This window comes from Microcoleus sp. ARI1-B5, assembly GCF_036705795.1.
In the GTDB taxonomy this organism is placed as follows: Bacteria; Cyanobacteriota; Cyanobacteriia; order Cyanobacteriales; family Microcoleaceae; genus Microcoleus.
Genome location: NZ_JAUBVK010000005.1, coordinates 143,442 through 165,215 on the forward strand (window position 1 = coordinate 143,442; position 21,774 = coordinate 165,215).

Annotated in this window: 20 protein-coding genes and 1 pseudogene; 14 read left to right on the plus strand and 7 right to left on the minus strand. The window is 47.3% G+C overall.

Features of this window, described 5'->3' with window-relative positions; genetic code table 11:
- Positions 1 to 272 precede the first annotated feature (272 nt).
- The 4 genes from QUB63_RS10405 to QUB63_RS10420 all read left to right on the plus strand — a co-directional run bounded on the left by QUB63_RS10405 (position 273) and on the right by QUB63_RS10420 (position 3,929).
- Positions 273 to 2,021 (plus strand): ABC transporter ATP-binding protein, encoded by a 1,749-nt coding sequence (locus QUB63_RS10405; RefSeq protein ID WP_332944951.1) that lies wholly within the window; start codon positions 273 to 275, stop codon positions 2,019 to 2,021.
- Between the two features lie 129 nt (positions 2,022 to 2,150).
- Positions 2,151 to 2,810 (plus strand): SGNH/GDSL hydrolase family protein, encoded by a 660-nt coding sequence (locus tag QUB63_RS10410; protein WP_332944953.1) that lies wholly within the window; start codon positions 2,151 to 2,153, stop codon positions 2,808 to 2,810.
- A 55-nt stretch (positions 2,811 to 2,865) separates the two neighbouring features.
- Complete coding sequence (locus tag QUB63_RS10415) at positions 2,866 to 3,084, plus strand: hypothetical protein (protein WP_332944956.1); 219 nt, start codon at positions 2,866 to 2,868, stop codon at positions 3,082 to 3,084.
- 509 nt (positions 3,085 to 3,593) lie between these two features.
- A complete protein-coding gene (locus tag QUB63_RS10420) occupies positions 3,594 to 3,929 on the plus strand; it encodes a hypothetical protein (RefSeq protein WP_332944958.1) in 336 nt (111 codons plus the stop codon).
- A 196-nt stretch (positions 3,930 to 4,125) separates the two neighbouring features.
- On the opposite strand, the gene QUB63_RS10425 is transcribed toward QUB63_RS10420, so the two are convergent.
- On the minus strand, positions 4,126 to 4,578 hold the full coding sequence (locus QUB63_RS10425) for a hypothetical protein (RefSeq protein WP_332944959.1): 453 nt from the start codon (positions 4,576 to 4,578) through the stop codon (positions 4,126 to 4,128).
- On the opposite strand from QUB63_RS10425, the gene QUB63_RS10430 reads away from it, so the two are divergent.
- From QUB63_RS10430 to QUB63_RS10445, 4 genes are all read left to right on the plus strand, one after another.
- A complete protein-coding gene (locus QUB63_RS10430) occupies positions 4,577 to 4,996 on the plus strand; it encodes an MAPEG family protein (protein ID WP_332944961.1) in 420 nt (139 codons plus the stop codon). The genes QUB63_RS10425 and QUB63_RS10430 overlap by 2 nt on opposite strands.
- 74 nt (positions 4,997 to 5,070) lie before the next feature.
- Complete coding sequence (locus tag QUB63_RS10435; RefSeq protein WP_332944962.1) at positions 5,071 to 5,253, plus strand: hypothetical protein; 183 nt, start codon at positions 5,071 to 5,073, stop codon at positions 5,251 to 5,253.
- Positions 5,222 to 5,587 carry a hypothetical protein gene (locus tag QUB63_RS10440; protein ID WP_332944963.1) on the plus strand — a complete coding sequence of 122 codons (366 nt, stop codon included), beginning with the start codon at positions 5,222 to 5,224 and terminating at the stop codon, positions 5,585 to 5,587. Before QUB63_RS10435 ends, QUB63_RS10440 begins: the two co-directional genes overlap by 32 nt.
- 168 nt (positions 5,588 to 5,755) lie before the next feature.
- Positions 5,756 to 5,926 carry a hypothetical protein gene (locus tag QUB63_RS10445; protein ID WP_332944964.1) on the plus strand — a complete coding sequence of 57 codons (171 nt, stop codon included), beginning with the start codon at positions 5,756 to 5,758 and terminating at the stop codon, positions 5,924 to 5,926.
- Positions 5,927 to 6,038: 112 nt separating this feature from the next.
- On the opposite strand, the gene murD is transcribed toward QUB63_RS10445, so the two are convergent.
- Together murD and glyS are read right to left on the minus strand one after the other, a co-directional pair.
- Entirely contained in the window at positions 6,039 to 7,385 is a 1,347-nt protein-coding gene (gene murD / locus QUB63_RS10450) for a UDP-N-acetylmuramoyl-L-alanine--D-glutamate ligase (RefSeq protein WP_332944965.1), read from the minus strand.
- A 168-nt stretch (positions 7,386 to 7,553) separates the two neighbouring features.
- Positions 7,554 to 9,704, minus strand: coding sequence for a glycine--tRNA ligase subunit beta (glyS, locus tag QUB63_RS10455; RefSeq protein WP_332944966.1), 2,151 nt, complete (start codon positions 9,702 to 9,704; stop codon positions 7,554 to 7,556).
- A 254-nt stretch (positions 9,705 to 9,958) separates the two neighbouring features.
- Here glyS and QUB63_RS10460 point away from each other — a divergent pair, with 254 nt between their 5' ends.
- Together QUB63_RS10460 and QUB63_RS10465 are read left to right on the plus strand one after the other, a co-directional pair.
- Complete coding sequence (locus QUB63_RS10460; protein WP_332944968.1) at positions 9,959 to 11,137, plus strand: HetZ-related protein 2; 1,179 nt, start codon at positions 9,959 to 9,961, stop codon at positions 11,135 to 11,137.
- 736 nt (positions 11,138 to 11,873) lie between these two features.
- On the plus strand, positions 11,874 to 12,941 hold the full coding sequence (locus QUB63_RS10465) for an ATPase, T2SS/T4P/T4SS family (protein WP_332944969.1): 1,068 nt from the start codon (positions 11,874 to 11,876) through the stop codon (positions 12,939 to 12,941).
- A 174-nt stretch (positions 12,942 to 13,115) separates the two neighbouring features.
- Here QUB63_RS10465 and QUB63_RS10470 read toward each other — a convergent pair whose 3' ends face one another.
- The 3 genes from QUB63_RS10470 to trpB all read right to left on the minus strand — a co-directional run bounded on the left by QUB63_RS10470 (position 13,116) and on the right by trpB (position 15,878).
- Positions 13,116 to 13,748, minus strand: a complete 633-nt coding sequence (locus QUB63_RS10470; RefSeq protein ID WP_332944970.1) for a ribonuclease D — start codon at positions 13,746 to 13,748, stop codon at positions 13,116 to 13,118.
- A 177-nt stretch (positions 13,749 to 13,925) separates the two neighbouring features.
- The gene (locus QUB63_RS10475) at positions 13,926 to 14,339 is read right to left on the minus strand and encodes a CAP domain-containing protein (protein WP_332944972.1); all 414 of its coding nucleotides are present in this window, start codon (positions 14,337 to 14,339) and stop codon (positions 13,926 to 13,928) included.
- Positions 14,340 to 14,639: 300 nt separating this feature from the next.
- The gene (gene trpB, locus QUB63_RS10480; RefSeq protein ID WP_332944973.1) at positions 14,640 to 15,878 is read right to left on the minus strand and encodes a tryptophan synthase subunit beta; all 1,239 of its coding nucleotides are present in this window, start codon (positions 15,876 to 15,878) and stop codon (positions 14,640 to 14,642) included.
- A gap of 258 nt (positions 15,879 to 16,136) precedes the next feature.
- Here trpB and QUB63_RS10485 point away from each other — a divergent pair, with 258 nt between their 5' ends.
- From QUB63_RS10485 to QUB63_RS10500, 4 genes are all read left to right on the plus strand, one after another.
- The gene (locus QUB63_RS10485; protein WP_332944974.1) at positions 16,137 to 16,505 is read left to right on the plus strand and encodes a translation initiation factor; all 369 of its coding nucleotides are present in this window, start codon (positions 16,137 to 16,139) and stop codon (positions 16,503 to 16,505) included.
- 154 nt (positions 16,506 to 16,659) lie between these two features.
- Entirely contained in the window at positions 16,660 to 17,253 is a 594-nt protein-coding gene (gene recR, locus QUB63_RS10490) for a recombination mediator RecR (protein WP_332944975.1), read from the plus strand.
- Positions 17,254 to 17,378: 125 nt separating this feature from the next.
- Entirely contained in the window at positions 17,379 to 19,508 is a 2,130-nt protein-coding gene (locus QUB63_RS10495) for a prolyl oligopeptidase family serine peptidase (protein ID WP_332944977.1), read from the plus strand.
- A 1,348-nt stretch (positions 19,509 to 20,856) separates the two neighbouring features.
- Positions 20,857 to 21,285: a hypothetical protein gene (locus QUB63_RS10500; RefSeq protein WP_332944978.1), complete on the plus strand. Its 429-nt coding sequence runs from the start codon at positions 20,857 to 20,859 to the stop codon at positions 21,283 to 21,285.
- A 167-nt stretch (positions 21,286 to 21,452) separates the two neighbouring features.
- On the opposite strand, the pseudogene QUB63_RS10505 reads toward QUB63_RS10500, so the two are convergent.
- Positions 21,453 to 21,774, minus strand: a pseudogene (locus QUB63_RS10505) (SH3 domain-containing protein); the annotation flags it as partial.

Consider the following 21,774-nt stretch of genomic DNA (forward strand, 5'->3'; position numbering starts at 1 on the left):
AACCCAATTTTGATAGCCCGTCATCCCAAAGCAGAATTTTTATGCAAAAAAGCTCTTAACTTCTGCCTTCAATCATCCACCTTCGGATAGATATTGTGTTCTTTGTGTTTTGCCTTCAACCTTCCACAGCAACCACGCCCGACAATTAGGAGATTCTTAATTACTAAAACCCTCGTCGAAGAATCCTTCTTCCTTCAAAATCCATCCGTGATATCCGTTACATCCGTTACATCCGTTACATAATCCGCTGCCGAACCTTCTTCCTTAACATAATGGCTCGTTATTCTCGACTGCAAAAACTCGGTTCTTATATGCGCCCGCACTGGAAACCAGCATTCTGGGGCGTTGCTTCGCTGTTAATTGTCAATGCTGTGGGCGTTTACATTCCCCTGCTGATTCGGAATGCAGTTGACACTCTCCAAGTTGCGACTAAATTTGACCAAGTTTTCAACTACGTGCTGCTGATTCTGGTACTCGCCTCAATTATGTGGGGAATTCGGATGGCGTCGCGGATTCTCCTGTTTGGCGTGGGGCGTCAAGTAGAATTTGACCTCAAACAGCAAATATTTAATCATTTATTAACATTAGAACCGTCTTATTTTGCTGCCAATACGGTAGGGGATTTAATTAACCGCGCTACTTCCGATTTGGACAATATTCGCCGCTTGGTGGGTTTTGCAGTGCTGAGTTTGGCGAATACAGCCTTTGCTTATGCTTTGACTTTGCCCGTGATGCTGGGGATTGATGTACGGCTGACGCTGTTGGCGATCGCAGTTTATCCTTTAATGCTAGTTTTGGTGCAATTATTTAGCGACAAACTTCGCATCCAGCAGCTAGCCGTGCAAGAAGAATTGTCGGCGATGAGCGATTTGATTCAAGAAGATATGAGCGGGATTTCCGTAATTAAAATCTACGCTCAAGAAGAAAACGAACGCCGCGCTTTTCGCAATTCTAACGCACAGTTGCTATCAGCAAATTTGGAATTAGCAAAAACTAGAAATTTTATTTTTCCGCTGCTGGGCGGTTTAGCAAGCATCAGTTTGTTGGTGCTGCTTTTTGCGGGTGGCGGGGCAATTGCTAAGGGCGAAATTAGCATCGGCGATTTTGTGGCATTGCTGATTTATGTCGAGCGTTTAGTGTTTCCGACGGCGCTGTTGGGTTTCACAATTACTGCTTACCAGCGGGGAGAAGTTAGTGTCGATCGCATCGAATCAATTTTGACTGTGGAACCGCAAATTAAGGATGCTCCCGGTGCAGTTGAATTGCCAACTCCAGTAATCGGCTCCATTGCGGCCCGCAATTTAAATTTTACTTATCCGGGCGCTAAGACACCCGCGCTCAAAGATGTCAATTTTACCATAAAACCGGGGGAAACAGTCGCAATTGTCGGGGCGATCGGCTCGGGAAAATCCACTTTAGCTAATGCGCTGCCGCGCTTGCTGGATATCGATCCGGGTGAGTTATTTCTAGACGGAGAGGATATTACCAAAGTGAAGTTGAAGGAATTGCGCGGGGCGATCGCCTACGTGCCCCAAGAAAGCTTTCTGTTCGGCACTAGCATCAAGAATAACATCCGCTACGGCAATCCTTTAGCCCAACAGCCACAGATTGAAGCAGCCGCCAAACAAGCGCAAATTCACCCCGAAATCCTCAACTTTCCGCAGCAGTACAAAACAGTTGTCGGCGAGCGGGGCATTACCTTATCCGGCGGACAGCGGCAGCGAACAGCACTAGCTAGAGCCTTGTTAGTTGACGCTCCCGTGTTGATTTTGGACGACGCTCTTTCCAGCGTGGACAATCAAACTGCGACCGATATTTTGCATAATTTGGCAACCGGAACCGATCGCAAAACCGTAATTTTTATCTCGCATCAAATGTCAGCGGCGGCTAGTGCCGATCGCATTTTTGTGATGGAGAAAGGAGAAATAGTGCAAAGCGGCACTCACGCAGAATTGGTAGGGCAAACAGGGCTTTATCAGTATTTGTGGAACCAGCAAAAACTAGAGGAATTGCTGCATTGAGCTGGGAGATAGCGTAAAACTGGTTCGCAGCATCGGAATGCGAGTCCTTCTTCAGACAAAGGGAAAAGGACTGAAGTCCGAACGATCGAACAGAAGCGTGATTAACTTAGTTATTTATCAAACATAGTCGTGGAAAATCAAACTTATCATCCTTCGGGCCTCTCCAGCAGCACAGCTTCACCGGGAAATCGTCCCATCAAAATCATGCCCCTAGGAGACTCAATTACTGATGGATACTTCTTTCCAGGAGGATATCGCATCGATTTACAACCTGCGATGGAGAGTCGAGGCTATGCTATTGAGTTTGTCGGTTCCCTAAGCAATGGCCCCGATACCTTACTCTCTCAGCATCACGAGGGACATTCCGGTTGGCGGATCGAAGAAATTCGCGATCGGGTTGTTGAGTGGCTGCAAACCTTCCAACCGGATATTATTTTGCTCCTCATCGGCACGAATAATATCGGACAATGGTATCAAGTGGAAACTGCAAGCTATCGCCTCAACCAATTAATCGATAGCATTTTTCAAACTGCACCCAATGTCAAACTCTTTCTCGCTTCAATTCCGCCTATGTATGAACCCACCTTAAATCAGCGAGTTATACAATACAATCAAAAGAGCGAGGAGTTAGTCAAGGAAAAACAACAAGCAGGCAAGCCCATAGATTTTGTTGATTTATATAATATCCTCAGCCTTGACGATCTCCCCGATGGCGTTCATCCCAACCGAGAAGGATTTCGGAAAATTGCTGGCGCTTGGGCAACTGGTTTGTCAGCGCACCTAAGTTAACCAATTCCCGATGCTGGATTCCACGCAGTCTAAAATCATTTATCTGGCATCATAAATGTTGGCGACTACTACTGCCGATCGCATTTTCGTGATGAAAAAAGGAGAAATAGTCCCAAGAAGCGGCACTCATGCAGAATTGGTAGGAAAAAGAGGGCTTTATCAGTATTTGTGGAACCATTGTGCGATCGCGTCCAACAGGTTCGCAGCATCGGAATGCGAGTCCTTCCAATCGTCTGGAAAGTGTTTATACCAATTCTCCATGAAGCTGCACTAAAATATTAGAGACTCCAGGCAAGAGTGCAAGAATATGGGAAATCAGTTTCGAGTAAGTAGGTGAGTGGAAAAATACACAAGTAATCCGCAGCGAGTGAAACGAAGCAATCGCAGTGGTCGCGAGAGTTTTACATTCTGTTACATAGCACTGTTTATTTGCGCCTACCTACTTATTCGTACAGGGTGCAAGTGGCGAGGCGAGCAAATCGCTCATATCGTTTATTAAGTGTAACTTCATAGAGAATTGGTATGAGGTTAAAAATACATTTCTCCCGATCGGAAATTCCAGCCCTTCAAGAGTTAGATCGTAAATTACGAGATTTGGGACATGATATTACCCGTATCTGCGGCTCAAAATCCTCTGGTCAATCTAAGATGGGTGAAATTTCTATTACTAACGGTGTAGGGAGCGAGATGCGGAATCTATGTCTTAAGATTTTAGTCATGGCTCGGTCATTAAGATATGCTGAAAAGTATTTAAAATCAACAGACATTTGAGGATATTTGGCAATGGACGGTCAAGACCCCGCTGACATCAAAATGGGTAACGTAGATGAAGAAGAAAGCTCGGTTGTCGTGCACGGCACGGCAATTCTCGGGATCGATCCAGAGGCAGGATCTGCCCTACTCTTTAAGGATTTAGAAGTCACAAATTCCCAAGTGAAATTGATTGTTTACCTAGCGACAGATGGAAATTTAAATAAATCCATAGAACTAGGGGAACTCAAAGAAGATAGGGGTACCGTTAAAATGGCCATCCCCTTAGGGACGGATACCTCCCCTTACAATACCGTAGTCTTTCGCGACCAAAAGAGTAAAAAGAAAGTCGCAGTCATTGAATTGTAGAGCCGCAAGCGAGTAGGGATGGGATAACATCTCTACTCACCTATTAACAATTCACGCTCCATTCAGCTTTGCTTGCTGTTCCTATACAAATAGGTACAATTATCCGATTGTTGCTGCATCTTATCCCCGCGACCGATGAATAGTCCCCTGGTTACTCGGTTGAATAGGAGATAGTTTATATGCCAGCTAAATATGTCTAAAATTCCTGGAAAACAAGCCTCGTATTCGATTGATTGGACGGCCGGTAGGGGGTAATCTGCTGTGGAAAACGATATCTGTAACGAAGCCGCGCGCGGGTTGCTAAAATGCTCGAAATAGGGCTTTGCGCGCGATGCAGGGGGGTATAGCCGGCAATTAAAGAGGCCAGCATACACGAGAGAGTAATGCCCAGCAAATTAGTGAGATAGAGGAGGCTTGCTCCCAAACATTGTTGAGCAAAATCATCTCCTTGAATTCGCAATAAAGACCTAACCCCAGCCAGCAAGTTTTGGAGGATGTCCCGGAACCCGAAACCAATTACCGCGCCACGAATACCCAGCAGTTGCATCAAATCCCCTGCCTTGAATGACCCGATCGCGATGAATGACGCGATCGACAATAATTGATTTATAATGAATATATCTACTCCACCCCAATAATACCGAATCATGCTCGCAGAAGCAAACGCGACACTCTGGCCTAGTCTAATTACTGTGTCAGCATTAATTCTCTACTTCATTGTTACCATCAACGTCGGCAGAGCCAGATTCAAATACAAAGTTTCTCCCCCGCAGGTGACAGGAAACCCAGACTTTGAGCGAGTGTTGCGAGTCCAGCAAAATACCTTAGAGCAAATGATTCTATTTTTGCCCTCGCTGTGGCTGTTCTCGCAATTTATCAGCCCAATTTGGGCCGCCGGTATCGGTGCAGTTTGGATAATTGGACGCATTTTGTTTGCTTGGGGTTACTATCAAGCCGCCGAAAAACGAGCGGCAGGATTTGGCATTAGTACCTTAGCCACTTTAGCTCTGCTGGGCGGCTCCTTAATTGGCATCATCATGTCGCTGCTGAAGATTTCACAGCTATAATTTATATTAGTAGGGTGCGCAGTGCGCACCTTTTTAGGTAAATCTAACTCTTTCTTGAAAGTTCAGGATTAAATATGTCAGAAACCAACAAACCCGTATTTCAAATTAACCAGCAACTTTTTCAGCAGCTTGTCGAGTGGCAAGAAAAACTAGAACTAGAAGATGAATTAGCAAGCGAGTCAGAAGACGAGAAACCAACTGAGGTAAAAATTCCTCCCGACAGTTATGAACAGCATTCTCAAACAGATAATTCCTAGCTTGTGGCTGGCAGTAGCATCTTTGGCATTTCCGGCTGCTGTCTCGGCTCAATCGCTGACACCGAGCCAAATTCAGCAAGTCAATAGCGGTTTGTTTCGTTCTAACTCTCAAGATTTCTTTGAGCAAGGAAATCGCCAACTGGAAAGGGAAATCGCAGCTTTGTTGCGCAAAACTGCCACTTCTGAAGGCAAGATTTTGGAGATTGATGAAAGATTGCTCTCTCAGCTTTGCCGCGAAGATTTTAAAATATCCTCGCGGCATTCTGATACAATCAGTGCTGCTGATGTTTCTAGTTTTAATGCAAAACTGAAAGAGGTTTGCAGGGAAAATTAAAATCGAAGTGAAGGGAAAATCAAAGGTTTAGTGTTATATTATGTCGGAGCGAACGACCACAAGAAAATTGGTTTGATCGTTCGGAATTGAGTCCTGAGCCGTTCAAATGCTGAGGACTGAAGTCCTGACTACAAACTTGTAACTGTTATTTTACCTGACATGATATTAATGGATAAAGAAGCACTGGCAAAATTGAAACTAGCAATGCTGGAAGCGGAAACTGTAGCTCAGTTGGCTGCTATCATTATTGATTACACTCATGAGGAAATGATGCTAGTTTTTTATGAGCTAGAATGGCAACAGCAGGCGAGAATTAAGGATATTTGGAAGAGTGTTTGAGGGCTGGCGCATTTAAGACTAAACAACTGTGTCATTGCGAGGGAGAGCGAAGCAATCTCGATCCTCTGCGATTGCTTCGTTGCACTCGCAATGACAATTCGGTAATTCGCGATTAAGCTAGGGATTCGAGACACAATTGACGGAAATGATCGCCGCGCTGCTCGAAGTTTTGGTATTGATCGAAGCTGGCGCAAGCTGGCGAAAGCAGCACGACTTTAGCTTTGTTCTTTTTGCCTAATTCTGCGGCTCTCGGAATTGCTCTTTCCATTGTTTCGACTATTTCCCAAGCATTGTAATTCGCTTGTTCGAGCCGATCGCTAAAAATGCCCGCCGCATCCCCAATTAACAGCACCGCAGCCGCTTTAGCCTTAATTGTATCGATCCAAGCGCGATCGTCCCCTTCTTTCGCGTCGCCGCCCGCAATCAAAATCGCCGGCGCGCTTACAGAAGCTAACCCAACTTGCGCGGCGTCATAATTAGTCGCTTTGCTGTCGTTGATGAAATCTATCCCTTCCCAAGTGCGGATGTGTTCGAGGCGGTGCGCAACTCCGGGGAATTTAGCAATAGCTTGGGCGATCGCACTTTTATCAATTCCCGCCAAATTAGCAGCCGCCACAGCCATTAACAAATTTTGCAAATTGTGCTCTCCCACCATCCGCAAAGACGAAGCCGGCAAAATTTTATCGCCTTGAGCGATTACCCAACCGTTTTCGATGTACGCTCCAAAAGTGCGCTTTCCCAACAAATCTTTTTCACCTTTGACACTCGTCCAACACGCATCCGGCCAAATGTCAACTCCTTGCTGCCGCAAACCAGGATCGTCACCGTTAATTACTTGCAACTCAGACTTTTTCAGCAAATGCGCTTTAATGCTGTAGTAATTTTCTAAAGTTTTGTGGCGGCTGAGGTGATCCGGCGTCAAAGTCGTCAAAACTCCGATTCGCGGCGCTACAAACGGCGATGATTCTATCTGATAGCTGCTGATTTCTGCGATTACCCAATCCGGCGGTTTTTGGGCTAAAGCTAATTCGCACGCAGCATAGCCAATGTTGCCGCAAGCGGGAGCGTAAAGTCCGGCTTCGGCAAAAATAGCAGCAATTAAAGCAGTAGTCGTAGTTTTGCCGTTAGTGCCAGTAATTCCCACCCAAGGAGATTTGAGATAGCGCCACGCGAGCGCCATTTCTCCTATTGTTTCAATTCCTAACTCTCTGGCGCGCACTAATGCTGGAATGTCCCAGGGAACGCCCGGACTTACTACTATTAATTCTAGGGATTTGTCAGGTTCAAAAGATTTACCTAATTCAACTGCAATTCCTTCGCTAGCGAGTTCCTGTTGCTGTTCGAGCAAGTTTGGGGAAGATGAGCGATCGCTCAGCGTTACTTCCCATCCTTCGCGTTTGAGCAGTCTGGCGGCGGCATTCCCTGATTTTCCTAATCCAATGATGTGAGCGATCGGCATAAGTTATGTGATGGAGCGAACTTTCCTGGTTTTCTAAGTTAATATCTTAACCTTGCATGGGTTTTTGGCTATGGGCCATTTTGCTTAATTTGTGACTGTTTCGGGTCGTTTTCAGGCTCTGCCTGGAAACCAGTTAAATTCTTCAATCTAAAATCCAAAATCCCAAATCTAAAATCGATTGACGATCGCCCCAAAGTCAGCCAACACCCGCGCGTGATTCCGCAACAACCCCAGTAAATTTAACCGATTGCGCTTAATTTCCGGGTCGGAATCCATCACCAAAACACTTTCTGGCCCGTCAAAAAAGTTGCTGACAGCCGGAGCAATTTCAGTCAAACTATCTACCAACTGCTGGTAATTGCGAGTTTGCTTCGATAGCAGCGTTTGCGGCACTAACTGCACGACTGCATCGTAAAAAGCTTGTTCGGACGACTTTTGAAATAACTCGGGTTTCACCGCCGTTTTCGGTTCCAATTCTACTTTATCCAAAGATCCTTGAGCCGCCAAACGAGTTGAACGGTTGACTGTTTCGTAAATCAGATCCAAAGTCTTGTCATTGCGGATTTGTTGCAGGAAAAGTGCTCTTTCCAGCGCATCCAACAAATCTCTCAATGCTCGTTCGGTATATTCTGGGTCGTTTTCTCCCAAAACTGCATTCACCAAATCGTAATCTACGTTCTTTTCTTCTTGCAGCAAAGTGCGAATTCTTTGCAGGAAAAAATCGTACAACTGCGATAGCAATTCCGCTGGTGTTTCCGGGCGAGCTGCGGTAAATTCGGCGACAATTTCTGCAAGCAACTTGTGCAAATTGATTGGTAACTGAGCCGCCCAAATAATGTTAGTTATCGCATTTGCCGCGCGGCGCAAAGCGAAGGGATCGGAGGAACCAGTCGGCAGCATTCCCAAACCGAATATGCTGACTAATGTATCTAATTTGTCGGCTATTCCGACAATTTGACCTGTGAGAGTTTGCGGCAAATTGTCGCCCGCACCTTTGGGCAAATAATGCTCGAAAATTGCTGTTGCTACGGCTTCCGGTTCGCCGCAGGCTAAGGCGTATTTCTGGCCCATGATTCCTTGCATTTCGGGAAGTTCGTAAACCATTTGGGTTACGAGGTCGGCTTTGCAAAGCAATGCTGCTCTTTCTATGTAAGCTTGTTCTGCGGGTGTTATTTGCAGTTGCTTGGTGATGAGGTTGGCAATCTTGCACAGCCGATCGACCTTGGCGCGCACTGTCCCCAAATCTTCCTGAAAAGTGACTGTCTGCAACTTGGGCAAATAATCCTCTAAAGGCTTTACCAAGTCTGCTTTGTAGAAAAACTGACCGTCTGCCAATCTCGCCCGCACGACTCGCTCGTTACCTGCGGCAATAATCGCCGATTTTGCTGGGGAGCCGTTGGAAATTGTAATAAAATAGGGCAGGAGTTCGGGGAATTCTGGGCTTTTCAGGATTGGGAAATACCGCTGGTTAGTGACAATAATTGTGGTGATTACTTCCGGCGGCAACATCAAAAAACCGTCGTCAAATTTGCCGACTACGGCGTTCGGCCATTCTACTAAGTCGGTGACTTCTTCTAACAAATCTTCGGTAATGTCTGCATAACCGCCTTGTTTGGCGGCGGCGGCTTCTACTTGTGCTTTAATTTGAGTTTTGCGCTGTTCTCGATCGACCTCAACGCCAGCAGCCCGCAGACACTCGACATAATCCTCGGCTTGCGGAATCGAGACAGGCTGCGGGTGCAACACCCGGTGTCCTTGGGAAATTCGATCGCTCTTGACCGTATCCGAACCGCTCACCAATGCGATCGGCAGTACAGTACCATCAAACAGCGCCGCGATCGATCGAATCGGGCGCGGAAACTTCAAATCTCCGTCAGCCCACCGCATAAATCTTTTACCTTCTAACTTATTAATCCACTGCGGCACAAGTTCAGCCAAAATATCCGCACTCATCCGCCCCGGAATCTGTTTGAGCACAAACACAAAATCGCCTTTATCCGTAGCGCGAACCGACAAAGCATCGATTTCTACGCCTTGTTTTTTGGCAAAACCTTCCGCTGCTTTCGTCGGTTTGCCATCTTTAAAAGCCGAACTTGCGGGCGGCCCTTTTACCTCTTCTTCTCTGTCTGATTGCTTAACTGGCAGTCCTTTGATGAGAACCGCCAAACGCCTCGGAGTAGCGTATACATTAATTGAGTCATTTGTCAATGATTCTTCCGCGAGAGTTGCAGGTATGAGTTCCTGCCACTGTTGGGCGCTGCCTGCGACAAAAGATGCGGGCAATTCTTCGGTACCGAGTTCTAATAAAAAGTTAGGCATATAGAAATTCTGAAGTGAGTGAGGTACGGATTGGTAATGGGGAAAAAGGTAATGGGGAAAAAGGTAATGGGTTATTGGCTGGCGACTACCTCACTTGATTGAAAACCACTACATAACAGAATTTTGTGTTGTTGTCAATAGGCAATTAATCTGCCCGTTCAATAATCTCAAAAACCCTGGCATTGATCTCGATAACCCAATGACAGAACTATTTTACCGAGGCGCAAGTCCTATTAGATCCAAAAAAGACTCAAATGACCAGCATACCACTTAAAATCGGGGGTGAAAGATATTCTCAGCAGCTCATGACCTTGGCGGAAAGACTGGCACAAGATTGGAAGGCGCGACTGGAACAAGATTGTCCGCAGGAGAGTTCTAGCACTCGCGAGAGTGTTGTCCGCTGGCTGTTGGGAGACAAGCCAGAAAGATTTGACTCTCTAAATCCGACTCAACTAAACGTCGCCTCCGGCGCGATCGACTTTTTATATCGAATTTTACAGCAGCGGTATCTGGGAGTACCGCCCGATCGAGCTTACCGCAACTTGATCGGGCGGCTGGGCGGTTTGGTGGTGCTCCGGCAAAAAATCCAAGCGTGGGTTTCTCTCTCGCGCGACAGACAGCGGAGTGCAGTGGAGGTACTGCAAGAAGTGATTCAGGAAATGCTCAATTCCGATCGCTACCTCCAGCAGCAAGTCGCCTGGATTGCCGAATGCACAACAGATAAACGCTTGCGAAATGCTTTGCTGCTAGCGAGCACCGAAGAATACTGCTTGCGGCCGATCCGCAACCAGCCGCTGCTGGTGTACCGTTTCGTCAACTACCTGCGGCGTTCCCAGCGGGGCGGGTTGACGCAAGTCCCTGCGGGAGATTGGGTGCGGCTGGTGTCGGAACAGGTTCTACCCGAGGATACAGACGAACCGCTCAGCCTGCTGGACGAACAGGCGATGTCCGATTATCGAGAAAATCAAGCTTGGGAAGAGCGACAAGCTCAGCGGCAGATTGTCCAACAAGAATTTGAGAATTACTTGAATGCTGAAGTCGATCCGCTGGCTTCGCGGTGGCTGCGGCTTTACCTGCAAGGCCGTTCCCAAGAGGCAATTGCTGAGGCTTTGAACGTTCCGGTAAAACAAATTTACCGCTTGCGAGAAAAAGTCAGTTACCACGCGATTCGCGTTTTTGCGGTCAAACAAGCACCGGAATTGGTCGCCAACTGGCTGGAAACTTCGCTCAAAGAACACAGTTTGGGCTTGACTCCCAACCAGTGGCAGCAATATTTACATGACCTGACGCCGGTGCAGCGGCAGTTGGTAGAATCGCTCAAAGCAGGGAAAAGTGTAGAGACGATCGCCTCTGAATTAAAGCTGAAAACCAATCAAGTCATCGGCGAGTGGAGCAAACTCTATTTAGCAGCTCAATCCCTCCGCAACGAGTAGATTGGTCATGGGTGGCGGGCAATTGCTAATTGTTAATTGGCGGTAGCATTTTACAGAATTCCCGCTACAAATCAATTCCCGAACAGCCACGCCGGTGCTGCGAGTTTCTCCGTGGAAAACCGCGCGATCGCCCGAACAGGATCGAATCAGGTAATATCGATCTCGATACCGCGCGCGCTGCCGCGACCACCCAAAAACGGATACCGTGCCACGTACACTCGCCTTGTAGAAAGCCAAAAATTTTAGACTATAGTTCAAGCTCTCCGATCGGGAGTCAATCTAAAATTATTCAATCTCAAATCTAAAATCGACTGACGATCGCGATCGGGGACGGTTGCAGTGAACTCTGTAGGGTAAGATAGTAGCAAGACGATCGAATGAATCAGGATTTTTTAACCAATCCTCAATCCAGCGGTTGCCCGTCAATCATCGGTTATAGTGCATCTGTAATAGTTGCGCATTAAGGACATCATTCTGTCGTTGCCAGCCACGAGAATCAATCTCGCGCGATCGATGATAGTTCGCCCTGAGTGCGCCCGCGATCGTCTCGCTGTCAATCTTTTGATAGAATTTGATACTGAATGCAGAAGAAAGAAAATTCTTGAACTCAGGATTTTTATTTGATAAAAGCTTCCGGTTTTCAGACGAATGCCTCCGTCAGGGATGTTGCAGCGTTTAATTTTATAAATCAGGTTGGTGTGGCGCGATCGATCGCGTTCCGACTACAGAGAAGCTAATGGTACATACATCTTCAACAGACTCGGCGGCTACAATGGACTCCGATCGAATATTTCAACTAATCGACACGGTTGTCCCCTTTGAAGCTTGCCTTTACTATCAAGTTTTGCCTCTATCTCTAGAAGGCAATTTATTTAAATTGGGCGTAGTCGATGCGCAAGATGACTCCGCCTTGGACTACGTGCAGCGGATTTTAGCTTACATGAATTGCTCAGTCACAACCGAGCCAATTTCGCCGGAAACTCAGCGCTCGATGCTCTCAGCTTACTTGCTCCACGGGAGCCAAGTCAGAGAACCCAGCCCGATAGAAACCGCAGCAGCCCCAACACCCAAAAATCCCGCACCAGCAACGTCAGGCCCCGAAGCAGAAACCCTGCTGTCTGTGCCCGAACCCTCCATTCCGGTTCGCGAGCGGTTGAAACCTGCTAGCGCTGAGGTTTTGCTGACGCCGGCAGAGCTTGCGGTTTTGGATGTCGAGCCCTTGCACTTGTCAAGCCCTGTCGAAGTTTTGGCAACTTTGCCCGCGGCCCAACTGCTGCAAGAATTGCTCGGTAGAGTGCTGCTAGACGGTATCGGCCGCCTGTTTTTTGAGCGCCACCAGTCGATGGGGCGAATTCTTTGGAGTCAAGACGGCGTTTTGAAATCGATCCTCGAAGGTATCAATCCCGTCCTCTTCCAAGAAGTCATCGACGAGTTGAAGCGGCTGACGGATATGCCTGTTTCCCCAGTGGAAAATCCCAAACAAGTCGAAGTTGAACGCATATATGGAAAAACTCATTTGCTGTTGCGCTTGCGAGTAATGCCCGTGGGCGGCAAGGAAGAAGCCACCCTGCAAGTGTTGCGGGGGGCAGCTTTGAGGTTTTACCAGCAGCAGCAGTTGTCTACTTTGAGTCGGGACGCGCTGCGGCTGGCCGAAGAATTGCAGCGGAAAGTGAATCAAATTCGCGATCGAACTCGGCTTTCTCCTTTGCCTTTGGAAGGTTTACCCGCTTTGGAACAAGTTGTCAGAAATGTGGACGACCAACTTGAAGCTTTGATGCAGGGACACAATCCCGAGGCACCATAATTAGAAATACTTGTAAGTGTTGAACTTTCTTTAACTCACATCTAGCCTGGTCAAATAAATAACAATAATTAGGTTCGTAGTGAGGACTTTAGTCCTTCTTGAGATTTGGCTGAGGAAGGACTAAAGTCTTTACGACGAACCTATGTAAGTGCAGTTGTGCGATCGCGCATCAGATTACCCGTGCTCGAAAACATCCTTGTACTGCAACAAATCCAAACTTACAAAAACAGGCAAACACTGAAAACATTGCTGTGCAATTTCCCAGCGTTCTTCTCGCTGCAACATAGCAGTCAACTTTTGTTTAGCGCCCAGCAAATAGCGGACATCGTTAGCAGCATAGCTCAGTTGCTCCTCAGAAAGATGCTCGGAATTTCCCCAATCCGAACTTTGAGAAGTTTTATTGAGTTCTACTTTTTCCAATTCTAGGATTAACTCTTTAAGTCCGTGTCTGTTAGTGTAAGTTCTCGCTAACTTGCTCGCAATTTTAGTGCAGAAAACAGGTGCAATGTCAATACTTAAATTGTAACGCATTGTTGCCATATCGAAGCGCGCAAAGTGAAATACCTTCTCAATATTTTCAGCTTCCATGAGCTTTTTTAAATTCGGCGCCGCCGTCTGGCCTTTAGCAATCCGCACCGCCGCAACTTTACCTTGCCGATCGCACAACTGCACCAAACACAAGCGATCGCGCCACGGTAGCAAACCCATGGTTTCCGTATCAACGGCGAGATCCTCAGCCGTCAAATAATAAGATAACAGAGCATCGGAAATATCGCGATCGCACACTTGAAAATCTGGAAAATCCATTCTTGGTAATTGGTAATCGGGCATCGGGCAGAGAGGGCAGAGAGGGCAGAGAGGGCAGAGAGGGCATTATTGACAGTTAACTGTTAACTGTTGGCTAATGGCTAATGACTGCTGACATGATATAAATCCCATCCTAAAAACCTCGCTGTCAACTGTCAACTGTCAACTGTCAACTGTTTAACGACTGCGGACAAAAAGCTGAGTAAAATAATACTCCCCTTTGGCATTTTTGGCAATCGCAATACCAGTTAAATTAAATTGACCCTCGATATTCTTGCGGTGGCCATCACTTTTAATCCAACCATCAACAGCATTGCGTACCGGGTCGCTGAATCCCATATTGTAAGCAACATTTTCAGCTACACTTTGATAGGGAACAGTAATGGCTTTCGCCCGCCCTTCAAATCCATCGTGGCTAAATTTAACTTTCCCCCTGGCCATATTTTCGCTGTGAATTCTTGCAATCTGAGTAATTCGCGGATCGATACTCAGCGGCGGCAACTTTTTCGAGGCTCGATATTGATTGATCTGTTGGTTAACAGCTTTTTCTAACTCAGCAATTGAACTCGTGGCAGCAATATTAGTATTCATGGAAGTTTCTGGGAGCGATCGCGCTGGAATGGACTCGGCACAATTAGGCAGGATTGTCAACAATCCCAAGGACATCAAAACCAATGCTTTGGACATGAACTATTAGAGATAAAGATAAGTAAGACTCGGCGGTTGAAACCGCGGCGACAGAAACAAAACCCGCCTGGTGCGGGTTGAAGAACGGATGATGAAAATTACGTTATTTTCTAAGTCCGCGGAGGCGGACATCGTTTGTATAAACCTGGTTTCAACCGCCGTCTTACCGATTCCTACAGAGCGATCGCCCCAAATTCCGCTCAACTAGATATTCAGAACCTTCGCCACAGTGTTCACATCTTTGTCACCGCGTCCAGAACAGTTGAGCACAATGCGCGGATTGCCTGTTAGCTGCGGGCACAGAGTCTCCAAATAGGCGATCGCGTGAGCAGTTTCCAAAGCCGGAATAATCCCCTCCAACTGCGAAAGGCGCTGAAAAGCATCCAAAGCTTGCCGATCGGTGACACTATAATATTCAGCCCTGCCAGCATCCTTCAAATAACTGTGTTCCGGCCCGACACCCGGATAATCCAAACCAGCACTAATCGAATGAGGCTCAATCACTTGACCTTCATTATCTTGGAGCAAATAACTCATCGCCCCGTGCAAAACTCCCACAGTTCCCATAGTCAAAGTAGCAGCGTGTTTATCAGTTTCCACACCTTCGCCCGCCGCTTCAACCCCGATCAATCTGACAGTTTCTTCCCCAACAAACTCGTGGAAAAGACCCATTGCATTAGAACCGCCGCCGACGCAAGCTAATAAAATATCCGGCAAACCGCCCCACTTTTCCTGACATTGAGCGCGGGTTTCTTCACCGATAATTGCATGGAAATCGCGCACCATCATCGGGTAAGGATGGGGGCCAGCTACGGAACCGAGAATGTAATGAGTTGTCTCAACATTTGTCACCCAATCGCGAATCGCTTCCGAAGTCGCATCTTTAAGAGTTCCCGTACCCGCCGAAACCCCGCGTACTTCCGCTCCCATCAAGCGCATTCTAAACACATTTAAAGCCTGTCTTTCCATGTCGTGAACGCCCATGTAGACAACGCATTGTATGCCGAAACGAGCGCAAACTGTAGCGGTAGCAACGCCGTGCTGGCCGGCACCAGTTTCAGCAATTACCCGCTGTTTGCCCATGCGTTTTGCTAACAGTGCTTGAGCTAAAGCATTGTTAATTTTGTGAGCTCCGGTGTGGTTTAAATCTTCGCGTTTGAGGTAAATTTGCGGGCCGGTACCGTCTGCTTTAGCATAATGCTCTGTGAGGCGTTCGGCAAAATACAAAGGGCTGGGGCGGCCGACATAATCTTTCAGCAATTGTTGGAGTTGCTGTTGAAATTCCGGTTCGCTGCGGTATTTGTGAAAAGCCGCTTCTAGCTCGAATAAGGCCGGCATCAGGGTTTCGGGCACGTATTTGCCGCCGAATTTGCCGAATCTGCCGAGTCCGTCGGGGCGTTGGGCTGTGGTTTCTGTGGTTAGGCGCAGGGGGGTGACTGTCATTGGATTTTAGATTTGAGATTTGAGATTTTTTGATTCGCGGGTAAGCTAGAGGCGGGCGTGTCGATCGCACCAAAGTCGATCGTACCAAATCGCTTGAGGACTTGAGGAGATAACCAAACAAATTTTATTATAATTTTATCAAACCCTGGCGTTTGATACAACAGGTAGAAGATGGAGCGCATTCCGAGCGATCGCAACCTTACGCCCAATCCGCTAAAACTAGAAATACCCGTAAAAAAAGTTCAGGCATTTTAACACATGGCAGCCTCCAAACGCAAAGATTCTGACAACAAGACAACCGACGGCAAACGAGTAGTTTACTCCGAGTTTGGCAGCGTTGACAACTCAGCAGCCCTCCAGCGGGGAGTTGCCGAAGTTCCCCCAAACCAACAAAATTTGAAAGTGCAAGCATCCCGAAAAGGACGCGGCGGCAAAACAGTTACAGTCATCAGCGGATTTCAGGGAAAACCCGAAACTTTAGCAGACTTAGCCAAGCAGCTAAAAGCCCAATGCGGCACAGGCGGTACAGTTAAAGAAAATGAAATTGAAATTCAAGGCGAACACAAACAAAAGCTACTCGAACTGCTGACAAAATTGGGCTACAAAGCTAAAATCAGCGGAGGCTAATTTAACTTCAAAACCAGGTTCGCAGTAAGGACTTTAGTTTTCTCCAGGTTCGCAGTAAGGACTTTAGTCCTTTCAATTAAGAAGTAACCAAGAACGGACTGAAGTCCGTACTACGAACAAACAACTTCTTCAACTATCAACTATCAACTAATTCATGTACACTCGACCATTAGCCCGTTTAATCGAACAACTGCAGCGCTTGCCCGGAGTCGGCCCAAAAACGGCACAGCGACTCGCTTTGCATATTTTAAAGCGACCGGAAGAAGACGTGCAAGCCCTAGCTCAATCATTGATTGATGCCAAAAAACAAGTAGGTTTCTGCAAGGTATGCTTTCACTTATCCGCTGAACCTGTTTGCGAAATTTGCCGCAACACTAACCGCGACAGTTCTACAATTTGTGTAGTGTCAGAATCCCGCGACGTAATCGCGTTAGAAAAAACGCGGGAATACATCGGCAAATATCACGTTGTTGGCGGCGTTATCTCGCCGATGGATGGAATTGGTCCGGAACAATTGAACATTCAACCGTTAGTCCGCCGCGTCAGCCAGCAAAAGATTGGTGAAGTAATTATTGCGATTAGTCCCAGCGTGGAAGGCGAAACAACTACTCTTTATATCGGTCATTTATTGAAACCTTTTACCAAAGTTACGCGGATAGCTTTTGGTTTGCCGATGGGGGGAGATTTGGAATATGCTGATGAGGTAACTTTGGCTCGGGCTTTGGAAGGAAGGAGGGAATTGGATTAGTTTCTTCAATATTATTCGGCGGTTGAAACCGCTACTACACAAACTTTCGTCCGCCTGCGCGGACTAAGAGCGGACTAATAACAAATAAAAAGTTAAACTGAATAAAGTTACTCAGAGCAAAAATCATGACCCAATTCGATCGCCCTTTAAGCTACCCCACAACCCGCAAAACCGAGCAAACAGACGATTACCACGGCGTCCAAGTATCCGACCCCTACAGGTGGCTGGAAGACCCGGAATCTGAGGAAACTAAAGCCTGGGTGGAAGCTCAAAACGCAGTCACTTTCGGCTACCTCAGCCAAATTCCGGCGCGGGAAAAAATCAAACAGCGGTTGACTCAGCTTTGGGATTACGAGAAATACGGCATACCTTTCAAAGAGGGATCTCGCTATTTTTACTACAAGAATGACGGTCTGCAAAATCAATCCGTACTCTACACCTTAACATCCCTCGATGGCGAACCCAAAGTATTAATTGACCCCAACACTCTCTCAGAAGATGGAACCGTTGCTCTCGGCGGCATGGCTATCAGCGAAGATGGCAAACTTATGGCCTACGGTTTGTCAACTTCCGGCTCCGACTGGCAGGAATGGAAAGTTCGCGATGTGGAAACTGGGGAAGATTTATCAGACCATTTAAAGTGGCTTAAATTTTCGGGAGCATCCTGGACTCACGACGGGCAAGGCTTTTTTTACAGCCGCTACGATGAACCAAATGAAAAAACCAAACACGAAGATGTTAACTATTACCAAAAACTGTTTTACCACCAAATCGGGACTGCGCAATCTGAAGACGTATTAATCTACGAGCGACAAGACCAAAAAGAGTGGGGATTTGGCGGAGGCGTCACCGAAGACGGCCGCTACTTAATTGTATCAGTTTGGCTGGGAACTGAAACGAAAAACTTGATTTTCTACAAGGATTTAACTGCACCGGAATCAAGCGTTGTCGAACTAATTAACGAATTCGAGGCTGAGTACAGTTTCATCGACAATGATGGCTCGCTTTTCTGGTTTCAAACAGATTTGAATGCTCCCCTGGGCCGCGTAATTGCGATCGACACCAACAACCCTCCTCCCTTATCCCTCGCTGGCGGTGAAACCCCCCCGTCGCCCCCCCTTGGTAAGGGGGGGATTGAGGGGGGGTTCGCAGAAATCATTCCCGAAGCTGCCGAAACCCTTGGAGGCATTGGCATCCTCAACAATCAATTTGTCGCTTCTTACCTGAAAGACGCCTACACCCAGATTAAAATCTTCAACTTAGACGGCTCTTTCGTGCGAGAAGTAGCCTTGCCGGGAATTGGTTCGGCGGGAGGATTTGGCGGCAAGCGCCACGACACGGAAACCTTTTATGCTTACACCAGTTTCACGGCGCCTAACACCATCTACCGCTACAATATGGTGACAGATGAAAGTACAATTTATCGGCAGCCGAATGTCGAATTTAATCCCGAGGATTACGAGACAAAGCAAGTATTTTATCCGAGCAAAGACGGTACGCAAGTACCGATGTTTATCACTCACAAAAAAGGCTTGCAGCTAGATGGCAACAATCCCACATACTTGTACGGTTACGGTGGTTTTGGCATCTCGCTGACTCCGAGTTTTTCTGTTAGCAGGGTTGTGTGGTTGGAGATGGGCGGAGTTTATGTAACTGCTTGTTTGCGGGGCGGCGGCGAGTACGGCGAATCGTGGCACCAAGCAGGTACAAAGTTGAACAAGCAAAACGTGTTTGATGATTTTATCAGCGCTGCTGAATGGTTGATCGAAAATAAGTATACCAAACCGGCTAAATTGGCGATCGCAGGCGGCAGCAACGGCGGTTTATTAGTGGGGGCTTGCATGATTCAGCGGCCGGAATTGTTCGGTGCAGCGCTGCCGGCAGTGGGCGTCATGGATATGTTGCGCTTCCACAAGTTTACCATTGGCTGGGCATGGATTTCTGAATACGGTTCGCCGGAAAATGCCGCAGAATTTCCGACAATTTACGGCTATTCTCCCTTGCACAATCTGAAACCGGGAACGGCTTATCCGGCGACAATGATTACAACTGCCGATCGCGACGACAGAGTAGTTCCGGCCCACAGTTTCAAGTTTGCTTCGGCTTTGCAAGCAACGCACGCGGGAGAAAAACCGGTGTTAATTCGGATTGAAACCAAAGCCGGACACGGCGGCGGCAAGCCGACTGCTAAAGTCATTGAAGAATTGGCTGATGAATGGGCTTTTTTAGTGCGCGAACTCGATATTAACGTTTAACAAGCGCGGGATTGGGGGCAGCCTCTCGTAGGTTGCTGACTGTGCCTATTCCGTAGGGTGTGCACCCGCACCAAAGCGTGTCAACAATCGCCTAAAAGCCTTGGTATATCTCGTTCATAGCCAAGTCTAGATCCCCCTAAATCCCCCTTAAGAAGGGGGACTTAAAGAGGCTTCCTGTCCCCCCCTTAAGAAGGGGTAGAAAAAATCTCATCAATCGTCAGGCAGGAAATTAACGACTTAAAGAGGCTTCCTGTCCCCCCTTTCTTAAGGGGGGTGCCAGGGCGATCTGGCCTTAATAGTCAAACATCAGTCTATAACTGGGTTTGAGCTTAAGTTGACACCTGTGCACCCGCACTCATCTCTTCACCTGCTGGTGCGCGCCCCTTACCTAATTGTATTATCTGACACATCTTTTGCTGCTAACCTGGTGTTCAATGCGGAAATCGTGCGATCGTTTCGTGACCTTTGGCTGCGGACACCCGGTCGCTACAAGCATAAATCTGTGCAACTTGTCAACTCCCACTTGTCTTAATTTGCATGACATTTTGTAACTTTTTGTATGGTTGAGCGTTCGTTCTGAGCTTTTGAGAGATCGATCCCCATTAAGTCAGTCCTGGACGCATCGATCCCCCCAACCCCCCTTAAAAAGGGGGGCTTTCAGGTTCCCCCCTTTTTAAGGGGGGCGCCGGGGGGATCAGCATTTGAGCCATGGAGTGCGTCCAGGACTATAAGTAAAGTTCGTGGGAATGTCAACTTCCATAAGTAGTAAATCCAAGCTACCATCAAAAAATTTTCCAATTCTCGGAAACCGATTTTTTAAGTGGATTTACGGTGAAAATTCCACAAACAATCACACTTACAACCGTACTGAGAACCGTCGCGTTACCGGAATCACTGCCTTTGTTTCAGCAATGCGTAAGTAATGGGCGATCGCAATCTCAAGGTTGTAGAATAACCTGTTTTCAAATAAAAAAATGACGGGCGCCGTCAAAACCCGACAACGCTTGCCAATCAAAGAGTTGCGGTGATTAGTTACCTAGGACAACCCGCTATGAGGGCACAGCATTCCCCGTTTAATTCTTCCCTCAAATCTCAACTTTCAAAAAACACGTAAGTATTAAATTATCTGAAAGCAATTTATTATTAAAAAATTTATATTTGGGTGTTTATCGAATTGTATCAAAGGGGGTAGGTTAAAACTAATAACTTTAGACGGTTATCCTAAAATTACAGCTTGGTGCGATCGGCTCCTAACCCGTCCCTCTTGGCAGCAAACCCAATTTACCGAAGCGGACTTGGTAGCTTTCACAGTTCGCAGACAAAAATTTCTCGCACAAGCTGAAGTGTCATGAATAAGTCTACTCTGGATCGATCGCTCTTTTTCCTAGCTGTGTTCGCCTGCATCCAAATTCCGATCGCAGCACTGGCGCAGCCTGCAAGTCGATCGGGCTATGAAACAATTAACCCCAAACAGTTCGTTGCAGATCGCAAAATTACCGTCTCCAACCCCAAAGATATCGCTGCCAAACTTTTTATTCTCGACGGAGAATCTGAAGGCCGAAAAAGCGACCAAATTTCGGTCGAATATCCCACGCGAGAAACAGCCGTAATTGTCCAAACCGCGATCGGTTTAGCTGACGATTCTGTTGCGGGAATGCGGCACCGCATCGAACTCAGACTCAGGCAAAATAAATGGGAAATTGTCTGGATTGGCCGACAATCGCAGTGTCAACCAAATCGCGGACATCAAAATTGGGCAAGCGGCCGCTGTCAGTAGCCAAACTCATATCATGTCAGGTAAATTACCCATAATAAAGGGTGTTTGTAGTGAGGACGAAGAGTCCTTTCTATAGGGATGAATCAGGACTCTTCGTCCTTACTGCGAACCTATTTTCGGTGTCGAGATCGCCCTTTTAGTCAAAAAGAGCGATCGAACTCAGAAGTTTACTTGCACATGATCAAGTTTCCAGCCGAGATGAATCCGGGCACAGGGGCTGAAATCTCAACCCAATTGCGGTCTTCTCCATTCTTGTCTCTCACTAACTGGAAATTAGGCACAAGCGTCACTTGACCGTTAGCCGCTACGCCGCCTTTAACTGCTGCAGTCTTTGAAGGCTCCGCACGAATGGCCAGACCCTTCGGCGCTACGCGAGGTTCTACTTGGCGGCACAGACTTACCGGGCCCGTTGCTGGTGCGGGTGCGGGTGCGGGTGCGGGTGCGGGTGCTGGTGCGGGTGCTGGTGCGGGTGCGGGTGCTGGTGCGGGT

Bases quoted from the DNA above. Each gene is read 5' to 3' on its own strand.
- QUB63_RS10405 (WP_332944951.1), top strand. From the start codon at position 273: ATGGCTCGTTATTCTCGACTGCAAAAACTCGGTTCTTATATGCGCCCG.
- QUB63_RS10415 (WP_332944956.1), top strand. From the start codon at position 2,866: ATGTTGGCGACTACTACTGCCGATCGCATTTTCGTGATGAAAAAAGGA.
- QUB63_RS10420 (WP_332944958.1), top strand. From the start codon at position 3,594: ATGGACGGTCAAGACCCCGCTGACATCAAAATGGGTAACGTAGATGAA.
- QUB63_RS10430 (WP_332944961.1), top strand. From the start codon at position 4,577: ATGCTCGCAGAAGCAAACGCGACACTCTGGCCTAGTCTAATTACTGTG.
- QUB63_RS10425 (WP_332944959.1), bottom strand. From the start codon at position 4,578: ATGATTCGGTATTATTGGGGTGGAGTAGATATATTCATTATAAATCAA.
- QUB63_RS10435 (WP_332944962.1), top strand. From the start codon at position 5,071: ATGTCAGAAACCAACAAACCCGTATTTCAAATTAACCAGCAACTTTTT.
- QUB63_RS10440 (WP_332944963.1), top strand. From the start codon at position 5,222: ATGAACAGCATTCTCAAACAGATAATTCCTAGCTTGTGGCTGGCAGTA.
- QUB63_RS10445 (WP_332944964.1), top strand. From the start codon at position 5,756: ATGGATAAAGAAGCACTGGCAAAATTGAAACTAGCAATGCTGGAAGCG.
- murD (WP_332944965.1), bottom strand. From the start codon at position 7,385: ATGCCGATCGCTCACATCATTGGATTAGGAAAATCAGGGAATGCCGCC.
- glyS (WP_332944966.1), bottom strand. From the start codon at position 9,704: ATGCCTAACTTTTTATTAGAACTCGGTACCGAAGAATTGCCCGCATCT.
- QUB63_RS10460 (WP_332944968.1), top strand. From the start codon at position 9,959: ATGACCAGCATACCACTTAAAATCGGGGGTGAAAGATATTCTCAGCAG.
- QUB63_RS10465 (WP_332944969.1), top strand. From the start codon at position 11,874: ATGGTACATACATCTTCAACAGACTCGGCGGCTACAATGGACTCCGAT.
- QUB63_RS10470 (WP_332944970.1), bottom strand. From the start codon at position 13,748: ATGGATTTTCCAGATTTTCAAGTGTGCGATCGCGATATTTCCGATGCT.
- QUB63_RS10475 (WP_332944972.1), bottom strand. From the start codon at position 14,339: ATGAATACTAATATTGCTGCCACGAGTTCAATTGCTGAGTTAGAAAAA.
- trpB (WP_332944973.1), bottom strand. From the start codon at position 15,878: ATGACAGTCACCCCCCTGCGCCTAACCACAGAAACCACAGCCCAACGC.
- QUB63_RS10485 (WP_332944974.1), top strand. From the start codon at position 16,137: ATGGCAGCCTCCAAACGCAAAGATTCTGACAACAAGACAACCGACGGC.
- recR (WP_332944975.1), top strand. From the start codon at position 16,660: ATGTACACTCGACCATTAGCCCGTTTAATCGAACAACTGCAGCGCTTG.
- QUB63_RS10495 (WP_332944977.1), top strand. From the start codon at position 17,379: ATGACCCAATTCGATCGCCCTTTAAGCTACCCCACAACCCGCAAAACC.
- QUB63_RS10500 (WP_332944978.1), top strand. From the start codon at position 20,857: ATGAATAAGTCTACTCTGGATCGATCGCTCTTTTTCCTAGCTGTGTTC.